The 18,119-nt window shown below is 68.6% G+C and carries 13 protein-coding genes; 9 read left to right on the top strand and 4 right to left on the bottom strand.

All coding sequences use genetic code 11. The features are described 5' to 3' along the window. Positions 1–9: 9 nt before the first annotated feature. The gene (locus tag G328_RS0107705) at positions 10–2,817 is read right to left on the bottom strand and encodes an alpha-L-rhamnosidase (RefSeq protein WP_026339739.1); all 2,808 of its coding nucleotides are present in this window, start codon (positions 2,815–2,817) and stop codon (positions 10–12) included. A gap of 291 nt (positions 2,818–3,108) precedes the next feature. Here G328_RS0107705 and G328_RS0107700 point away from each other — a divergent pair, with 291 nt between their 5' ends. From G328_RS0107700 to G328_RS0107680, 5 genes are all read left to right on the top strand, one after another. Next, entirely contained in the window at positions 3,109–4,500 is a 1,392-nt protein-coding gene (locus G328_RS0107700) for an ABC transporter substrate-binding protein (RefSeq protein WP_187325746.1), read from the top strand. A 77-nt stretch (positions 4,501–4,577) separates the two neighbouring features. Continuing rightward, positions 4,578–5,522 (top strand): ABC transporter permease, encoded by a 945-nt coding sequence (locus G328_RS0107695; protein ID WP_019618768.1) that lies wholly within the window; start codon positions 4,578–4,580, stop codon positions 5,520–5,522. Further along, positions 5,519–7,387 carry a dipeptide/oligopeptide/nickel ABC transporter permease/ATP-binding protein gene (locus G328_RS14730; RefSeq protein WP_019618767.1) on the top strand — a complete coding sequence of 623 codons (1,869 nt, stop codon included), beginning with the start codon at positions 5,519–5,521 and terminating at the stop codon, positions 7,385–7,387. Before G328_RS0107695 ends, G328_RS14730 begins: the two co-directional genes overlap by 4 nt. Next, the gene (locus G328_RS0107685) at positions 7,384–8,244 is read left to right on the top strand and encodes an ATP-binding cassette domain-containing protein (protein WP_019618766.1); all 861 of its coding nucleotides are present in this window, start codon (positions 7,384–7,386) and stop codon (positions 8,242–8,244) included. The genes G328_RS14730 and G328_RS0107685 overlap by 4 nt, the downstream gene beginning before the upstream one ends. 9 nt (positions 8,245–8,253) lie before the next feature. Further along, positions 8,254–9,186, top strand: a complete 933-nt coding sequence (locus tag G328_RS0107680) for a LysR family transcriptional regulator (RefSeq protein ID WP_019618765.1) — start codon at positions 8,254–8,256, stop codon at positions 9,184–9,186. Position 9,187: 1 nt separating this feature from the next. On the opposite strand, the gene G328_RS0107675 is transcribed toward G328_RS0107680, so the two are convergent. Together G328_RS0107675 and G328_RS0107670 are read right to left on the bottom strand one after the other, a co-directional pair. Then, positions 9,188–10,663, bottom strand: a complete 1,476-nt coding sequence (locus G328_RS0107675) for a glycoside hydrolase family 43 protein (protein WP_019618764.1) — start codon at positions 10,661–10,663, stop codon at positions 9,188–9,190. A 13-nt stretch (positions 10,664–10,676) separates the two neighbouring features. After that, positions 10,677–11,873, bottom strand: a complete 1,197-nt coding sequence (locus tag G328_RS0107670; RefSeq protein WP_019618763.1) for an ROK family transcriptional regulator — start codon at positions 11,871–11,873, stop codon at positions 10,677–10,679. Between the two features lie 52 nt (positions 11,874–11,925). Here G328_RS0107670 and xylA point away from each other — a divergent pair, with 52 nt between their 5' ends. Genes xylA through G328_RS0107655 form a run of 3 tightly spaced genes read left to right on the top strand, consistent with a single transcriptional unit; the run spans position 11,926 to position 15,507 of the window. After that, positions 11,926–13,143 (top strand): xylose isomerase, encoded by a 1,218-nt coding sequence (gene xylA / locus G328_RS0107665; protein WP_019618762.1) that lies wholly within the window; start codon positions 11,926–11,928, stop codon positions 13,141–13,143. 19 nt (positions 13,144–13,162) lie between these two features. Then, positions 13,163–14,599 (top strand): xylulokinase, encoded by a 1,437-nt coding sequence (gene xylB / locus G328_RS0107660; RefSeq protein WP_051082882.1) that lies wholly within the window; start codon positions 13,163–13,165, stop codon positions 14,597–14,599. 5 nt (positions 14,600–14,604) lie between these two features. Beyond that, positions 14,605–15,507 (top strand): SUMF1/EgtB/PvdO family nonheme iron enzyme, encoded by a 903-nt coding sequence (locus G328_RS0107655; RefSeq protein WP_019618760.1) that lies wholly within the window; start codon positions 14,605–14,607, stop codon positions 15,505–15,507. Positions 15,508–15,511: 4 nt separating this feature from the next. Here G328_RS0107655 and G328_RS0107650 read toward each other — a convergent pair whose 3' ends face one another. Further along, positions 15,512–17,092: an arylsulfatase gene (locus G328_RS0107650; RefSeq protein ID WP_019618759.1), complete on the bottom strand. Its 1,581-nt coding sequence runs from the start codon at positions 17,090–17,092 to the stop codon at positions 15,512–15,514. Between the two features lie 333 nt (positions 17,093–17,425). On the opposite strand from G328_RS0107650, the gene G328_RS0107645 reads away from it, so the two are divergent. Continuing rightward, positions 17,426–18,115 carry a DsbA family oxidoreductase gene (locus tag G328_RS0107645; RefSeq protein ID WP_019618758.1) on the top strand — a complete coding sequence of 230 codons (690 nt, stop codon included), beginning with the start codon at positions 17,426–17,428 and terminating at the stop codon, positions 18,113–18,115. Positions 18,116–18,119: the final 4 nt, after the last annotated feature.

Raw genomic sequence — 18,119 nt, 5'->3', positions numbered from 1 at the left:
CGGCTCCGCTTAGGCGATCGCCTCGGCGAGTGCCGTCTCTATGGAAGCGAGCGTCGACGCATCGACGAACACGAGGGCGTCGCGAATGCGGAGGCCCTCGCGATAGAGCGCGTTGCGGCGCACCGAGCCGGCGACGAACCGGTTCGGCGACGCGTCGAGCGCGCGGTAGAAGGCGGCGTACGCGGCGGGGTTGTCGGCGAGGTCGGCCATCGACGAGTCGAGCGTCACGGGCACTGGCGCAGCGGGTGCGGCGAGCTCGACCCGCCATTCGTGGTCTCCAGAACCTACGCGGTGTTCCGCGCCGTCGGGCAGGACGATCTCGGCGGTGGTGTTGGCGGGCACGCGAGTGTGCACGATGAGTGTGCCCGCCCCGTCACGACGCCAGCCGCTGACGGCCTCGCCGTACGGGGTCTCGAGCCGTACCGAAGCGTGGTCGAGCCCGGCGAGGGGATACGGGCGGATGCGCAGCCGCTTGTAGCCGGGCTCGGCGGCGGTGAGGCCCGCCACCTGCTCGTGCAGCCACTGGCCGACCGCGCCGAGCGCCACGTGATTGAACGAGATCATTCCACCGGGGTTCAGCGTGCCATCCTCTTGCAGCCCGTCCCAGCGCTCCCAGATCGTGGTGGCGCCGACCCGCACGGGGAACAGCCACGACGGTGACTCCGGCTGGAAGAACAGGCGCTCGGCCTCAGCGTGCGAGCCCGACTCGGTGAGCGCGGGCGCGATCATCGAGGTGCCGACGATGCCGGTCGCGATGTGGAAACCGTCGCGCCGCACCACTTCGGCGAGCCGGGCAGCGGCGCGTGCGCGAGTGTCCGGGTCGGCGATGAGGGCGAAGCGAAGCGCAATCGCGTACGCAGTCTGGGTGTCGTTCATCATGCGGCCGCCGGGCGTTACAAACGACGACTCGAACGCGGCTCGCGAACGTTCTGCAAGCATCCGATAGCGTTCGGCGCGTTCGGCGTCGCCCGTGCGCTCCGCGAGATCGCCGGCGATGCGCAGCGTGCGCACGGCGTAGGCCGTCGCGACGAGGTCGGTGTCGGTGCGGCCTCGCGCCGGCGCGTTCGCCGGGGCGAGCGGGTCGAGCCAGTCGCCGAGCTGGCGGCCGGTGGTCCAGAGCCCGAGGTCGTCGAGCTCCTCCTGCACGCGCTCGACCCAGTCGAAGACGGCCGGCGCGAACTCGTCGAGTAACGCGAGGTCGCCGGTGGCGTGCGCGAGCACCTCGGGAATGATGGCGATCGCGTCGCCCCATGCGGCAACCGGGCCGCGCGTGGCGAAGTCGGGCACCACCGTCGGAGCAAACAGCGGCACCACGCCCTCCGCGCGCTGCTGCTCGAGCCGCAGGTCGCGCAGCCACGAGAGAAGGAACGCCTCGGTGTCGTAGAGAAACGCCGCGGTCGGCGCGAACAGCTGCGTGTCGCCGGTCCAACCGAGGCGCTCGTCCCGCTGCGGGCAGTCCATCGGCACGCCGAGGTAGTTGCCCCGCGTGGTCCAGACGATGTTCTCGTGCAGCCGGTTTACCGACGCGTCGGAACAGTCGAACCAGCCGGTGCGCCGAAGGTCGCTGCCGATGATGACTGCGACGACGTCGTTCGGGTCGAACTCGCCGGGCCAGCCCGTGAGCTCGACGTAGCGGAAGCCGTGCACCGTGAACTTCGGCTCGAACTCCTCAGCGCCCGCCACGTCCTGCGCGCCGCCCGCGAGCACGAACTCGTCGGTCTGTGTCGCGCGTCGGAGCGGCCGCACGGCGAGTTCGTCGCCGTCGAGCACCTCGGCGTGCCGAGCGACGATGCGGGTTCCGGCGGGGCCGGTCACCCGCAGCCGCAGGTGGCCGACGAGAATTTGCCCGAAATCGAGGAGGAGCCGATCGTCGAAGCGCCGTACCTCGTGCACCGGTCGGGTCTCGGTGCGGCGGGCCGGCGCGGCGATGCGAGCGGATGGCCGGGGCAGGTCGACCGGGGCCGCAACCGCGGCCGGCCAGTCGCGATCGTCGAAGCCGGGAGCATCCCAGCCCGGAATCGCGCCCGACGCGTCGATGCGCTCGCCCGAATAGAACCCGCTTTCAAGCACCTCGGGGTCGGCGATCGCTCGCCAGCCGGGGCCGGTGGCGAAGTGTTCGACGGTGCCATCGACGTAGCGCACGACGAGCTGGGCCGCGATGGCCGGCTGTTCGCCGAAGTGGCGCTTCGGGGGAGTGAGCACGTGGTACTCCTCGGTGTACCAAAAGCCGCCGAGCTGCGCGGCGATGACGTTCTCGCCCCGCACGAGGTGGGGCGTGATGTCGTTCGTGTCGTGCAGCGTGCGCAGGTCGTAGCTGGTCCAGCCCGGGCCGAGCACGGAGTCGTCGACGGGGGAGCCGTTCACGCGGAACTCGGCGGCGCCGAGGGCGGTCGAATAGAGCAGCGCCTGCCGCACGGGCTTGTCGAGCTGGATGCTCGTGCGGAAGCGCGCGGGGCGGGCGACCGTTTCAGGGTTGGCGAGGGCGATCGGTTCGCCGTGCCAGTGGTCGACGAAGCCGGCGCGTACGTCGAGGGGCTCGCTCCAGTCGGTGACCTCGTTGGCGGTGGACGCGGCTCGCACCGACACTTCGCGACGCTCGCCTTCGCGCAGCGGGGTGAACGGCCAGGCGACGAGGCGGCTCGCGTCGCCTTCGATGCGCGCGACCTCGGCACCGCAGCGGAGTTCGGCCCAGTCTTGCTGCCAATTGGGTGAGCCGGACACGACCGTCCAGCTGAGCCGTGGGGTCGGGGTGGCCTGCCACGGGGCATCCGTACGGAGCTCTGCGCGGAGGGAGGAAATATGCGACGTCAATGTCATAGAGGAAATCCTAGAAAATCCTGACGGTGCAATGCATGCACGGTAATGTTGCAGATGAAGCAATGCAGGATCCTTCACGAATGATTACACTCGAAATCGTCTGAAATATCTTTTTGGATGCATGACGCGACTTAGGCATGATGCAAGGAGGCACATATGCCGCGCAAACAACCCCCCATTTTGCGGATCGTCGCTCCCCTCGTTGGGGCAGCGCTCGTGCTCAGCGGCTGCTCTGGTGGCGGCTCGGGAACGAGCGGCACCAGCGCAGCGGCGGGCGACAGTACGCTTCGAGTGAACTACGACGGATTCCCTGAGAACTGGACGCCCGGGCAGGAGATGGAGGGCGGCCTCATGCGCGTGCCCTACGAGACCCTGATCGGATTCGCCGACGACGGTTCGCTCGAACCGTTCCTCGCGAGCGACTGGGAGCTCACCGACGACGCGCTCACGCTCACGCTGCAGGAGGGTGTGAAGTTCCAGGACGGCACCGACTTCAACGCCGAAGCCGTCAAGGTCAACGTTGAGACGGTTCGCGATGGCGCAACCGCGAACGCGTCGGCGCTCTCGCACATCGAATCGGTCGACGTGGTCGACGACACCACGGTGAAGCTCAATCTCACCGAGCCCACCCCGTCGCTGCCCACGACGCTCGCCTCACGCGTGCTGCCAATCGGCAGCCCCGCCGCGATCGAAGACGGCAGCATCGCGCAGACCCCCGTCGGCACCTCGCCATGGATGTACGACGAGAGCCTGTCGGTGACTGGCACGAAGCTGCACTTCAGCTCGTTCGCCGACTACTGGGGCGAGACCCCCGGCTTCGCCAACATTGAGATCTTTGCGATCGAAGAGGACGACTCGGTGCTCGCGGCGCTTCAGAACGGTGAGCTTGACCTCAGCGAGGTCTCTGACCAGGGCGTGCCCGCCTACGAGGGCACCCAGTTCGAGCTGCTCGAGTACCCCGCGATCCGCAACAACCTCATCTTCTTCGACCGTGGTGAGGGCGGCCAGTTCGCGTCGCAGGAGCTCCGTCAGGCCATGTGCTACGCGATGAACCCGCAGGAAATGGTCGACGTGCGCGGCAGCGGTGGGGCCGCAACGCAGCACTTCGCGGAGGGTGAGCAGGGGTACAACCCCGACCTCAATGCGTACGAGACTGACCTCGACAAGGCCAAGGAACTCTACGCCGAGGCCGGCAGCCCGTCGGTGAGCGCGACCATCCCCGCCGCCGCGTACAACGAGCAGCAAATCAAGATCTACATGGAACAGGCGAGCCAGATCGGCAACGTCAGTGTCTCGGTCGAGACGATGCCCCCGCCCCAGTTTGCGAGCTCGTGGGCGAGCGGTCAGTACCCGCTCGGTCTCGCCTCGAACGACGAACTGACCCCGTACGACTGGTACTCGTCGTGGTTCGCGGCTGATGCGCCGGGTAACCCGTCGGGCGTCGAGAGCGACGAGCTCAAGGCGGCCGCCGACAAGGCCATCGCCGCCGGCGACTCCGACGAGGCCGACGCGCTGTGGGCCGACGTCACCGGCATCATCGCCGACGAGGCCCTGACCTGCGCCTTCGCAACCGGCGTCGAGAGCATCGCCTACAACCCGGCGACCGTCAGCGGCGTCGCGGCACCCAGCGAGCCCTGGGAGCCGCAGTCGATCAACTACCGCGACCTGACCCCGACCGCGTAGCGACACCAACTCAGCGTGGGTGACGTGGCCCAGCCGCGTCACCCACGCTCCCTCTCCCACGATCCCGGAGCCAAACCGTGTTCAAACTCACCGTCTCGCGCATTGCCCTGGCCGTGCCGCAGCTCCTGCTGCTCACGCTGCTCGTGTTCTGCCTGACCTACCTCATCCCCGGAAGCCCCGCCGCGGCCATCCTCGGCGCGAGCGCGACCCCCGATGGCATCGCGAAACTTGAATCACAGCTCGGCCTTGACCGACCGTTCTTCGTGCGGCTCGGCGAGTACTACGTCAATCTGTTCCAGGGTGACCTCGGCACGTCCTACCTCACCGGCCGCCCCGTCACGCAGATGTTCGCCGAGCGACTCCCCGCGACCCTGAGCATCCTCGTCGGCGGCGTGATCGTCGGCGTCCTCGTCGGGCTCGCACTCGGCATCATCGGCGGCACGAAGCCCGGCTCGCTCCGCGACCGCATCAGCACCGCCATCACCGCGATCACGATGTCGATCCCCGAGTTCTTCTTCGGCATCATCCTGCTGGTGATCTTCGCCGTGCAGCTTGGGCTGTTCCCCGTCGTGTCGTGGGTGCCGCCCGAACAGAGCCTCAGCGGTTGGTTCGTCGGGCTGATCCTCCCCTCGCTCTCCCTCGGCATCTGCTGCGCGGCACTGATCGCGCGTCAGACCCGCACGTCGATGGCGCAGAGCATGTCGTCGCGCTACATCGACTCGCTGACCGCGGCAGGCGTGCCGCGTCAACGCCTCATCTTTAGGTACGGGCTCAAGAACGCCCTCGTGCCCGTGCTCTCGTCGATGGGCATCACCGTGAGCATCATGCTCGGTGCGAGCTTCGCAGTCGAGAAGGTGTTCTCGGTGCCCGGCATCGGTTCGTTGCTGCTGCGCAGCGTCACGGGCAAGGACTACGCCGTGGTGCAGACCGGCGTGCTCATCGTTGCCGGCCTCGTCATCCTCGTCAATATCGTGCTCGACATCATCTTCGGGCTCGTCAATCCGAAGGCGCGTCCAGAATGAGCCAGACCACCACCACGGCGATCCGTACGAGTGCGGCCCAGCCGCGAGAGAAGCAGGCGAGCAACGTCGGCCGAGTCGTCGCCCGGCTGCTCAAGCAGCCCATCACCGTCATCTCGCTCGTCGTCATCATCATTGCCGCGATCGCCGCAATCTTTGCGCCGGTGCTTGCGCCGATGGACCCGAACGAGACACACTTCGACGCCGTCTTCGCCAGCCCGTCGGCCACGTATCCGCTCGGCACCGACGACCTCGGCCATGATGTGCTCTCGCGCTTGATCTTCGGTGCCCGCGCCGTGCTCACGGTTGCGGTCGGGTCGGTCGCCATCGCCATGGTGATCGGCGTCCCACTCGGCCTCCTGTTCGGTTTCCTCGGCGGCTGGTGGGACCGCATCGGCATGCGCTTCGTCGACATGCTGCAGTCACTGCCCGGCATGCTCACGGGCCTCACTGTCGTCACGATTCTCGGCCGCAACATGTTCATCCTCATGTTCGCGATCGGGCTCATCTTCTCGATGGCGTTCACCCGACTCACGCGAGCGATCGTGCTCGTGGAGCGCAACAAGCTCTACGTCGAGGCCGGCGAGGTTGCCGGCCTGTCGAAGCGCGAGCTTATCTTCGGGCAGGTGCTACCGAACCTCATTGGCCCGATCGTGACGCAGGCCATGGTCTACTTCGGCTCGGCGATCATGATCGAGTCGGCGATGAGCTTCCTCGGGATCGGTCTCGACTCAGAGACGCCATCGTGGGGGTCCATGCTCAGCCTCGCCGTCGACAACAAGAGTCAGGCCGCCTACCTCATGTGGCCGCCCGGCCTTGCGATTCTCGTCATCGTGCTCGCGTTCAACCTCTTCGGCGACGGCTTCAACGACGCGCTCACGGGTGAGCGGCGCCGACGCCCTCGCGTGGTGCGTCAGCCCGACGTCGACCCGAAGCAGGTGACGCTTTCGACCACCGCGATTCCGGAGCCGACGATCGACGACGCCGACCTCGTGTTGGATGCGCGGGAGGTGACGGTCGCGCTCGCGACGGCCTCGCGCACGCCGACGAAGATCGTGAACAACGCGACCCTCAACGTCGCGAAGGGCGAAATCGTTGGTCTTCTCGGTGAATCCGGCTCGGGCAAGTCGACGTTCGCCCGCGCGGTGCTCGGCATGCTGCCCGCGGGAACCTGGCTCGACCACGGGTCGATCAAGCTCGATGGCGTGCAGCTCGCCGGCGCGAACCAGGGCGTGCTGCGACGCGTGCGCGGCACGAAGATGGGCGCGGTGTTCCAAGACCCGATGACCGCCCTGTCGCCGGTGCACACCGTCGGTACGCAGCTCATCGAACCGCTGCGGCTCCACAAGGGGATGAACCGCAAGCAGGCACGTGAGCGCGCCGTTGAGCTGCTCGAGCGCGTGGGCGTTCGGGGCGCCGCCGGCCGGCTCGACGACTACCCACACCAGTTCTCGGGCGGCATGGCGCAGCGCGTCGCGATCGCGATGGCGCTCGCCGCGGAGCCCGAACTCCTCATCGCCGACGAGGCGACAAGCGCGCTCGACGTGACGACACAGTCGCAGGTGCTCGACCTCATCATGGATCTCCGCGACGAGTACGGCATGGGCGTGCTCATGATCACGCACTCACTCGGGGTCGTCGCCGAGGCGTGCGACCGGGCGGCCGTGCTCTACCGCGGCCATCTCGTCGAGACCGCGCCAGTGCAGCAACTCTTCGACGCTCCCGAGCACCCCTACACGCGGGCGCTCCTCGCGGCGAACCCGCTCAACGCGGAGTCCTCGGGGCGCCTCCCAACGATCGACGGCGACACCCGCGCCGAGATCGATGCGCTGATCGATGAACTCAACGAGACGGGAGCAAACCGATGACCGGTACGACCACCCCGCTGCTACGCGTGCGCGACCTCGTCGCCGGGTATCCGAAGCAGGCCAACTTCTTCGGTGGAATGACCGTCGTGCCGGCGATCCACGAGGTGTCGTTCGACATCGGCACGGGCGAGACCCTCGCGATCGTTGGCGAGTCAGGCTCGGGCAAGAGCACCACCGGCCGCGCGATCCTGCGGCTTCTCCCGACCGTGAGCGGGGCGATCGAGTTCGACGGCGTCGACATCACGAAGTGGGGCGCGCGCACGCCGCTGAGCTACCGACGCGAGGTGCAGGCGGTGTTCCAAGACCCGTCGGCATCGCTCAACCCGCGCCACCTCATCTCGCACACCTTGCAGCTTTCACTGCAGCGCCACGGCGTGCGCGACCGCAAGGAACGGCGCCGACGCATCGAAGAGGCGATCGAAATGGTCGGGCTCACGCGGGCACACCTCGGCCGGTTCCCGAACGAGCTCTCGGGCGGGCAGCAGCAGCGCGTCGGCATCGCCCGGGCGCTCGTGCTCAACCCGAAGCTCGTGATCTGTGATGAAGCGGTGAGCGCCCTCGACCTCTCGACCCAGGGGCAAATCATCAACCTGCTCGCCGACCTCCAGGAGGCGACGGGCATGAGCTACCTCTTTATTGCGCACGATCTCGGCCTCGTTCGGCACATTGCGCACAGGGTTGGCGTGATGAATCAGGGACACCTCGTCGAGCTCGGCGACACCGAGACCGTGTTCGAGCATCCGCAAGACCCGTACACGCAGCGGCTGCTGCGTGCCACCCCGGCCTCGACACCAGAGGGTCGCGACGAGCGCCGCGCGGAACGCAAGCGAGCCCGGGCGCTGCGCGCCACTGCATAGGAGCTCCCGATGGACCGATTTACCGGCATGCGGACGTTCGTCGCCGTCGCGAGGTCGTCGTCGTTCACCGCGGCGGCGGCCGAGCTCGCGATCTCGCCGTCGCTCGTCTCGCGGCACGTGGCCGCGGTCGAGGCCGATGTCGGCGTGCAGCTCGTGCACCGCACGCCGCGGGCCGTGCGCCTCACCGAGGCCGGGGCCGACTACGCGGCGTTTGCCGACCGCATCCTTGCCGAGATCGAGGCGGAACACGATCGGCTCGTTGTCGACAAGGATGCGGACGAGGGCAAGATCTCGATCATTAGCCCAAAGTGGTTCGGGCTCCTCGATCTTGGCGACGCGATCGGCGACTACCTCGAAGCGCATCCGCGCGCCCAGGTGAACTTCCAGCTCGGTGGAATCTCCGACCGCGTCTATGACTTCATCGACCGCGGCTTCGACATCGCGTTTCACGCGCGCGAGCTGCGCGACTCCCGAGTGAAGGTGCGGCGGATCGCCGTACTCGACTTCGTGCTCGTCTCGTCTCGCGACTACCTCGCAGAACACGGTGCGCCAACAAATGTTCGCGAGCTCGTGGAGCACGACTGTCTCACGCACGCGAGTGACACGACGTGGAAGCTCGTGCGTGACGGCCGGGCGCCCGTACTGGCAAAGATCAGTCGGCCCAGGCTGACGACGAACGCGTACGCCGTGATCAAGGACTCCGTGCGCCGCGGCCTCGGCATCGGCATCGTGCCCCGCCGGCTCGCCGAAGACGAACTCGAACGGGGCGAGTTCGTTGAGGTGCTCACGGAGTTCGAGCCGGAGCCTCGCGCCCTCTACGCTGTGCACGGACCCGGTGCGCAGACCCCCGAGCGGGTGCGCCAGTTTCTCGACTTCATGGTCGACTGGTTCCAGCGGCACGATGACGCGGCGGCGGAGCGCCGCCGCGTTTCCGCGGCGTAGCTCAGCTGTCGTCGCCGTCGGTGTCGATCCAGTCGACACCGATGACGCCGCTCGTCGCGGCCACACCGATGATGCGGCCGCTCATTGAGGCGGCGAATTCGGCCGAGAGCAGGCGGCCGTCGATCGTGGCCACGACCTCGGGCTCGCCATCGACTTCTACCGCGAGGTCGATGAAATCGGGCGCGAGGGTGTTGAACGGGTTCCCGCGCGGGCGCCGGGTGCGAATCGTGAGGTGCACGACGTCGGTCACCGGTGATTCGGCCAGCCATTGCTGTCGGAGCCCGGCCGCACTCACGGTGGCGACGAGGCGTTCGTCGTGCACGCCGATCTCGCACCACGCGCCCTCGCGGAACCGCAGCACGAGCCCGCCCTCGCCGCGCGAGACGTCGAGGCATGCCGTCGTTCGGGAGGTGAGATGCCGCTCGCGGCGGCCGACGAATGTCGGAGTGGGATCATCGAGCGAGGCACCGTCCGCGTGCACGAGGAGCCGCCCGTCGACAACTTCGGTGAACTCAGTCGGGAGCCGCCGAACGCCGAGCCATTCGGGGCCGAGCCCGCTGGGGTCCGGAGTCCAGCGTTGTACGGCCTCAGGCTGAGGCGCAAGCTCGATCTGTGCGAGATGCGGCCAGTCATCGTGCCAGGCGATTGACGTGGCGTAGGTCTCGCGCCCGAGCGCCGAGAAACCGGGCATCATGCCGCGGATGCGCGAGCCAAGCACGACCGCGAACCAGTCGCCGTCTTGCGTCTCGACGAAATCGGCGTGGCCGACGTTTTGCACCGGCTGGTCGGAGCTCCGGGCCGTGAGGATGGGGTTGTGCGGCGCCGGTTCGAACGCACCGTCGGGCCTGCGGCTCCGGGCGACGCTCACCGAGTGGCCGCGGGCCGTGCCGCCCTCGGCGATAACGAGGTACCACCAGCCGTTGCGGCGATAGAGGTGCGGGGCCTCCGGGAGCATCATGCCGGTGCCCGACCACAGGCGCCGGGGCGCCTCGAGGAGCGCGCCCGACTCGGGATCGAGGGCCGCTTGGAAGATGCCCTCCTCTCCGCCTCCGAACGGCAGGACTGCGTAGGTGAGCAGGCACGTGCCGTCGTCGGTCCAGGTGATGTCGGGGTCGATCGCGTTGTCGAGGTCGAGCACGATTCCGTCGCTCCACGGGCCAGCTGGGTCGGCCGCGGTAAACAGCAGCGTGCCGCGACCCCAGCGGTCGGTCACGACCACGTAGAACGTGCCGTCTCGGTGGCGAATCGTCGGCGCCCAACCGCCGCCGCCGGTCGGCGTGCCGTCGAGGTCGAGTTGTCCGGGTCGATCGGCGACGTTGCCGATGTGTTCCCACTCGAACAGGTCTCCGCGGCCGCGATAGATCGGGAACCCGGGGAGATACTCCATCGTCGAAGTGACGAGGTAATAGTCGTCGTCGACGCGCACGATGCTCGGGTCGGGGTGGAACCCCGGGAGAAGGGGATTCGGGAACTTCATGTTGGCTCCTGGGTCAGGGGGATTCTGCCGCCGGGGCGTCGGCGTGGGTCAGTGGAGAGTCGAGGAGTCGCGCGAACGCGAGTTCGGCGGCGCCGACGAGCAGGCGGTCATCGGCGAGTTCGGCGGGGCGGATGTCGAGAGCCTCGCCGTTTGCGGGGAGTGTCGACGCGATTACCAGGCGATGCAGTTCGTCCAGGTCGAGTTCGGCGAGCATTGCGAGAAAACCGCCGAGCACGACGCGCGTGGGGTTGAGGACGTTCGCGGCGTTCGCGATCGCCGCCGCGAGTACGCGACGCTGTCGGTTCGCCTCGTCGAGCGCCGGGCCGTGCGCTGATGCGAGTGCAGCAGCGAGCGCGGGATCGTCCAGATCTCGGAGTCCGAGCGCGCGAACGAGGCGCGCTCGGTTTACCTCGTCCTCGAGGGTGCCGCCGGCCGTGGAAAGATCGTCGGGCTGGGCGCCGCCCGGGTGGTTGTGGCCAAACTCGCCCGCGTAGCCGTTCGCGCCGTGCACGAGCGCGCCGCCGATGACGAGCCCGCCACCGATACCGCTCGCGCCGCCATTGAGATAGATCGCGTCGTCGGCATCCCGCGCCGCGCCGTAGAGTCGCTCGGCCCAGACGCCGAGCGTCGCGTCATTGCGGAGCGACACCGGGAGCCCGCACATTGGCTCGAGCAGTTCACGCAGGGCGACGTCACGCCAGCCGAGGTGCGGCGCATCGCGCACGAGCGCGTCTGGTTCGCGCACCAGCCCGGGAACTGCGAGCCCGACCCCAATGAATCGCACTGCACGCAGGTCGCCTGCGCGCCAAGTGTCCAGCTGCGTCGTGAGTGCGGCGACAACCTGCTCAGGCGTCGGCGACTCGTGGAAGGGAATCCGGGCCCTCGCGCGAACGCTGCGGTCGAGGCCGATGACCGCGAGCGTCAGGGCGTCGACTTCGGGGTTCGCGGCAAGCACGGCAACGTCGGCGATCGCCGACACGGTGGGCGATGGGCGGCCGACTCGATTCTCGGTGGATGCGGGGTCGGATTGTGCGACAAGACCCGCCTTCGCAAGGTCGGCGACGACGTGCGCGACGGTCGAGCGATTCAGGCCCGTGCGCTCCGTAATCGCGGCTCGCGAGTGGGGGCCGGCGCGGTGCACCAGCTTGAGCACGCGGGCGTGACTCGAGTGCCCGCCGTGCCCTCGCGTGGCCTGAAGCATTCCGTCCATGTCTCCAGCATAGTATGTTGTGCAGGACAACATATTCGCACGAAGGAGTGCCATGACCCTCCCAGCCCCCATCCCCGCCCCCGCCCCCGCACCCACTCCCGCCGACCAGTTCACGTTCGGCCTATGGACCATCGGCTATGACGGGACCGACCCGTTCGGCGGCCCCACCCGCAGCCCAATCGACGTTGTCGACGCGGTGCACCGTCTCGCCGAGCTCGGCGCCGCCGGCGTCACCTTTCACGATGACGACCTCTTCGGGTTTGCCGCGACCGACTCACACCGCGACACGCAGATTGCCCGACTCGCCGGCGTGCTCGCCGAGACCGGCCTCACCGTGCCAATGGTCACGACGAACCTGTTCTCGGCACCCGTCTTCAAAGACGGCGGGTTCACCTCGAACGACCGACAGGTGCGACGCTTCGCGCTGCGCAAGGTGCTGCGCAATATTGACCTCGCGGCCGAACTCGGTGCCCGAACGTTTGTGATGTGGGGCGGCCGCGAGGGCGCGGAGTACGACGCCGCGAAGGATGTCGGTAGCGCGCTCGCGCGCTACCGCGAGGCCGTGAACCTGCTCACCGAGTACGTCGCCGACCGCGGCTATGACCTGCGATTCGCGATCGAGCCGAAGCCGAATGAGCCGCGCGGCGACATCCTGCTTCCCACCGTGGGGCACGCACTCGCGTTCATCGCGACCCTCGATCGCCCGGAACTCGTTGGCGTCAACCCCGAGGTTGGGCACGAGCAGATGGCCGGGCTCAACTTCGCCGCAGGCATCGCGCAGGCACTCGAGCACGGGAAGCTTTTCCACATCGACCTCAACGGTCAGCGGGGCATCAAGTACGACCAAGACCTCGTGTTCGGCCACGGCGACCTGCACAACGCCTTCGCGCTCGTCGACCTGCTCGAGCACGGCGGGGTGCACGGCGGCAAGGCGTATGACGGCCCGCGGCACTTCGACTACAAGCCCTCGCGCACCGAGGATTCGCGAGGTGTGTGGGAGTCGGCTGCCGCGAACATGCGGAACTACCTGCTGCTCAAGGAGCGCGCGCAGGCATTCCGTGCCGACCCCGAGGTGCAGGAGGCCCTCGCGGCGGCGAAGGTGGCGGAGCTCGCGGAGCCCACGCTTGCCGAAGGAGAGCGCGTGAGTGACTTGCTTGCCGACCGTTCGGCATACGAGGACTTCGATCACGCGTCATATTTCGACGGGCAAGGGGCCGGATTCGTGCGTCTGCAGCAGCTCGCGACCGAGCATCTCCTCGGTGCTCGCTGAAAAGTCGATGCTCGCTAACATGCGCCAAACCGCCGTCGCCGGCATCGACTCATCGACGCAGAGCTGCAAGGTCGTCGTGCGCGACCTCGAGACCGGCGCGATACTCCGAACCGGCAGCGCTGCGCATCCGCCCGGAACCGAGGTCGACCCCGAGGCGTGGTGGCAGGCACTGCTCGGCGCGGTGGATGCGGCGGGCGGGCTCGACGACGTCGCCGCAGTGTCGATCGCGGCGCAACAGCACGGGCTCGTGGCGCTCGACGGGGCAGGGCGGGTCGTGCGGCCGGCGATGCTGTGGCACGACACTCGCGCCGCGACCGCGGCCGACGCGCTCATCGAGGAGTTCGGTGCCGAATCGCTCGCCCGGCGCACCGGGCTCGTGCCCGTTTCTTCGTTCACCATCTCGAAGCTTCGCTGGTTGCGTGACCACGAACCCGAGGCGGCCGAGCGCGTCGCCGCCGTCGCGCTCCCGCACGACTGGCTCACCTGGCGGCTGCGCGGGTTCGGGCCAGAGCGCCCCGACCTCGACGAGCTCGTGACCGACCGCTCGGACGCCTCCGGTACCGGCTACTGGCGGGGGAGCGACCCGGACTCCGTGTGCGGTGACTGGGACCGCGAGCTCGTGATCGCCACGCTCGGCCACGACGTCATGCTGCCCCGAGTGCTTGCGCCCAGGGAGAGTGCCGGGCGCACGGCTTCGCACTCGGGAATTCCCGAGGGCCTTGTGGTTGGCGCCGGTGCCGGCGACAACGCCGGCGCCGCGCTCGGGCTCCACCTCCGGCCTGGCGACGCCGTGGTCTCGATCGGTACGAGCGGGACGTCATTCGCGCGCACCGAGCACCCCACCGTTGATCCAACGGGCACGATTGCTGGCTTCGCGGCGGCCGACGGCGGGTACCTGCCGCTCGTCGCAACGTTGAACGCGGCGCGTGTGCTCGATACGACCGCGAGCCTGCTCGGCGTCGATCACGCGGGGCTCAGTGAGTTGGCGCTCGCGGCGCCATCGGGTGCTGGCGGGCTCGTGCTGCAGCCCTACTTCGCCGGGGAGCGCACCCCAAACCTGCCCGATGCGACCGCAACGATGTTCGGCATGACGCACGAGTCGGCGACTCGAGAGAATTTCGCGCGCGCGGCGATCGAGGGGATGCTCTGCGGGTTGGCGGAGGGGCTGGCCGCGCTTCGTGCGGCCGGCGTCGACATCGAGCGCGTCCTGCTCATCGGCGGTGCCGCCGCGAGTCCGGCGGTTCGTCAGGTCGCGAGCGAAGTGATCGATGTGCGGGTGACGGTGCCGAATGCCGCCGAGTATGTCGCGCTCGGCGCATCGGCGCAGGCAGCCGTGGCGCTGCGGGGCCGCGCGCCCGATTGGCGGCCACCGGGAGCCGTGACGCTGCCGCTCGCGACCCGCCCGGAAATCCAACAGCGGTACCGGGCGCACGTGCCGAAGAGTGCGGAAGACTGAGCGACGTGCACTGGATTTCGGTGCCCGGCGGCACGTTCGTGATGGGGTCGAACGACTTCTACCCCGAAGAATCGCCGGCGCACGAGCGCATGGTCCCCTCGTTTGAGGCTGCGCGTGCGCCCGTCACGAACGCGGAGTTCGCGCGGTTCGTTGACGAAACCGCGTACGTCACGATCGCCGAGCGGCCCCTTCCAGAGGGTGAGTATCCCGATCTCGACGAACGTGACCGAGCACCCGGCTCGCTCGTTTTTACTCCGACGTCGGGGCCGGTCGACCTACGCGACTGGCGGCAGTGGTGGCGCTGGGTGCCCGGCGCATCCTGGCGCGCGCCCGGTGGCCCCGGCACCGACATCCGCGCGAGGTTCGAGCATCCGGTCGTGCACGTCGCGTATGCTGACGCGCTCGCCTACGCGCAGTGGTGCGGCGCCAGGCTCCCCACCGAGGCCGAGGCCGAGTATCTCGCCGGCGGTGGCGCGACCCCGGAGCCGTATGCCTGGGGCAGCGAACGGGACCCCGACGGCGTCGCGCTCGCGAACACGTGGCGTGGCGCGTTTCCCTACCGCAACGACGGGGCATTCGCGGCGACGGGAACCTCGCCGGTCGGGAGCTTCGCCGCGAACGGGTTTGGCGCGGTCGACTGCATCGGGAACGTCTGGGAGTGGACGAGCAGCGAGTATCGTCCTTCGCATCGGCGTGACTTGCTCACGGCGGCGCCCGCGACGGGCGGCTGCGGCTGCGGCTGTGGGGCTCGCGGTGAGGCTGGACGTACCGAGCGCGTGCTGAAGGGCGGGTCGCACCTCTGCGCGCCCGAGTACTGCCTGCGCTATCGCCCCGCCGGTCGCTCGGCGCAGACCGAGGATTCCGCGACATCGCACATCGGTTTCCGCGTCGTGCGCGACCTCGCTTGAGCGCCTACGACCTCGCCTGCCACGCGGGGAGGCCGCGCTCAACATATGCGTTCACGACGTCGGGCCACGGCTGCACGCCGTGGTTGCGTGCCCACGTCTCCCAGACCTCGGCGAGGTCGGTGACGACCTCAGGATGCTCGCCCGCGAGGTTGGTGAGCTCGGCGCGATCGGTGAGCACGTCGTAGAGCTCCCACGGCTCACCCTGTTCGCGCACGAGCTTGTACCGGCCGCGACGGACGGCCGCGTTGCCGATGTGTTCCCAGCACAGCGCCCGATCTGACGCCGCCGTGTCGGGTGAGTCGTCGCGAAGCGCATCGAGAAAACTCTCGCCGGCGAGGTGCTGCGGTGCGGCGACCCCGAGCGCGTCGAGGGCGGTTGGCAGCAGATCGACCACGTGCTGCGGCTGATGCTGCACGCGATCCTGCGTGAGCCGGCCGGCCGGCCACGAGCAGATGAGCGGTGCCGCGATGCCGCCCTCGTGCACCCACGTCTTGTAGAGGCGGAACGGCGTCATCGACACGTTTGCCCAGGGGCGACCGTAGCTCGTGAAGGTCGCCTCGCCGCCCGGGGCGATATCCGAGGCATTGCCGATCTCGACCGGGTCGCCCGCGCGCGTCGTGTTCGGTGTGACGTGCGGCGCGAGGAACTTGCCGCGGGCGAGCTCCCACGCCTCGGCGCCGTTATCTGAGAGGAACAGGACGAACGTGTTGTCGCGCACCCCGAGCTCGTCGAGATGCTCGAGAAGCTCACCGACGTTCCGGTCGAGCGCGGCCACCTGCGCGGCGTAGACCTCCATGCGCGACTGCTGCCAGTCGCGGTCGGCCGCATCGTCCCACGCGGGCTCACCAGCATCCCGCGGGGTGAGGGCGACCGGTTCGGGGAACAGCCCGAGGTCGTCCTGCCGCTCGTGCCGGGCAGTGCGCAGCGCATCCCACCCCTGCGCGTAGTTGCCGCGCTGCGCGTCGATCTCGTGCTGCGGCGCCTGCAGCGGCCAGTGCGGCGCGGTGTACGCGAGGTAGAGAAAGAAGGGATCGCCGAGGCCGACCGCCTTTGCCGTGAATTCCTTCGCGTGGTCGGTGAGGGCATTGGTGAGGTAAAACTCGTCGTCGGTGGCGGGCACGCTGATTGGCTGCTCGCCCGCATAGAACGCCTGCGGATTGAAGTAGCTCGTGCCGCCGCCGAGGATTCCGTAGAAGTCCTCAAACCCCCGACGTGTGGGCCAGCTCGCGTTCGGCTCGGTGACGTCGGCGGCGAGGTGCCACTTGCCGGTGAGGCTCGTCGCGTATCCGGCATCGCGCAGCACGGTTGCGATCGTCGGCACGTCGGGGTCGATCGAGCCGCGGTAGCCGACGGGGCGCGTGAGCACGCCAATGCCGACCTCGTGCGACTGGCGGCCGGTAATGAGCGAGGCGCGAGTGGGGCTGCAGCGCGGGGTCGTGTAGAAGCTCGAGAGGCGCGTACCGCGCGCGGCGAGGGCATCGAGGTTCGGGGTGGGAATCTCACCGCCGTAGCAGCCGAGGTCAGAGAACCCGAGGTCGTCGGCGAGGATGACGAGCAAGTTCGGGCGAGACGATGGCGAGTTCATGGTGCCTCCGAGACTGCGGCCCGCTGCGGTGCGGGCATCAGCTCCATTTTGGCTGAGGCGCGCCTCGGCAGGTATGTCACCGGCACTTGGGGGTGCTGTAAGTACCTCTTATCGCGAATGTTGTCGACGCCACTGACGAGACCCGACGAACCCTGATCAACGCGACGAGACCTGATGGTGTGCCATCAGGTCTCGTCGCGTTTGTCGGGTCTGGTCGGTGACGGCAGGGGTGGATAGGCAAGGGCCAGTACGCGGGGCTAGGGCGGGCTGGGCACGCCGGGCCAGGGAGGTCGGGTCAGGGAATACCCGCGCGCATCCGGCGTTTCCTCACGTATGACCGAGAGCACTGCGTCCTTCACCGACCCGATCGCCATCGACATCTGGACCGACGTTGTCTGCCCCTGGTGCTACATCGGCGAATCGCGCCTCAACGACGCCCTCGAGGCCGAGGGCCTGAGCGACCGCTTCAAGATCGAGCTGCACGCATTCGAGCTCGACCCGTCAGCCCCCGAGAACGCGGGCGGCGAGACGAACATTGACCACCTCGCGCAGCGCAAGGGCATGCCGCGCGAGCAGGTCGAGCAGATGGAGTCGCAGGTGCAGGCGCTCGCGGCTGAGCTCGACCGGCCCTACGCCGTCGAGCGCCCGATGGCGAACACGCGCCGACTGCACCGCGTGCGGCAGGCGATCATCGAGGCGGGCGGCGACGGCGACGCGTTCTTCCTCGACCTGCAGCGCCGCTACTTCGCCGGCGAGGTGAACCCGTTCGACGTCGACGAGATCGTCGCGGCCGCGGCGAAGCAGGGCCTCGATGAGGCGCGCACCCGCGAGGTCGTTGCGAGCGACGAGTTCGACCGCGAGGTGACCGACGAGGTGCGGCGCGCCCGCATGCTCGGCGCCCAGGGCGTGCCCTTCTTCTTGTTCGACCACAAGTACACGGCGCCCGGCGCGCTGCCGCTCGACACGTTCCGGCAGGTCGTGCGGTCGCTCGCCGCCGAGCGCGACGCGGAGGACGCAAAGTGAGCGC

It is taken from the genome of [Zimmermannella] faecalis ATCC 13722, from assembly GCF_000381765.1.
GTDB lineage: Bacteria > Actinomycetota > Actinomycetes > Actinomycetales > Microbacteriaceae > Gulosibacter > Gulosibacter faecalis.
Note: the sequence above shows the minus strand (reverse complement) of the source record. Positions and strands in the feature narration are given on the sequence as shown.